This window comes from Vibrio sp. 03_296 (assembly GCF_002265885.1).
The window spans coordinates 1-871 of sequence record NZ_NPKW01000771.1 but is presented as its reverse complement, the minus strand read 5'-3'; the positions used below and the strand labels follow the sequence as shown (position 1 = coordinate 871).

The following is an 871-nucleotide window of genomic DNA, read 5'->3' as shown; positions in this document are numbered from 1 at the left end:
TGCCTGTGGCATCAGCTGCGTGCAAAATACGGCGATGGCTATAGSCGCCTTCGCGGGTTAAGTGATAACGCGGTTCGATCGTCAGAGTCGTCCTCTTCACGATCAAAGGGCACACCGCCATCAATTAACCATTGCACACACTCTTTGGCGTTTTCAGCGRTAAACTTCACCGTTGCTTCTTCACAGATGCCGTCTCCGGCGATCAGAGTGTCTTGAACGTGTGACTCAATACTGTCTGATTCATCGAATACCGCAGCGATACCACCTTGAGCATAGTAGGTTGCTCCCTCGCTACGAGGTCCTTTACTTAACACGATAACTTTTGCAGTGATTGGCGACGCGCAAGGCCAACGACAAGCCAGCAGCTCCGCTGCCCACCACTAACACATCACATTCATGTTCACGGTTTGCGTTCATAAAATTTCAAATCCGGTCTAAAGTGAATGAGTTCACYTTGTATAAATCCGCACATCATGTGCTTCCAGTACACGCAAAAACGCCGATTTACATCGGCTAGAAAGGCAATCTGAGATTAATGCCATTGCTTTTCTCACTCCGTCCCTCCAAAATCAGCGACAGAGAGTGTTTATTACATCACATTGCGCCTCAATAATTGACAAAAAATTTCACTTAAGTGGGAACTTTCTTGATTGGCGCGAGTCACAATAGTGCTCAAGTAAGCAGTGGTGTCAATACTACTATTTTGCATATTATGCCATATCTGAGATATGTGGAGCATAACGAATAGGAGTATCCGCTCGAATGAACGAGCAGTTGACCGATCAAGTATTGATTGAGCGAGTTCAGAGTGGCGATAAGCAAGCATTCAATCTTTTGGTGGTGAAGTACCAAAACAAAGTCTGCAATCTTA

Annotated in this window: 2 pseudogenes; one reads left to right on the top strand and one right to left on the bottom strand. The window is 45.6% G+C overall.

Annotation, left to right across the window (positions count from 1 at the left end):
- Positions 1-417 (bottom strand): annotated as a pseudogene (locus CIK04_RS27760) (FAD-dependent oxidoreductase); the annotation flags it as partial.
- A gap of 345 nt (positions 418-762) precedes the next feature.
- Between CIK04_RS27760 and CIK04_RS27755 the strand changes: the two are divergent.
- Positions 763-871: pseudogene (locus tag CIK04_RS27755) on the top strand (RNA polymerase sigma factor RpoE); the annotation flags it as partial.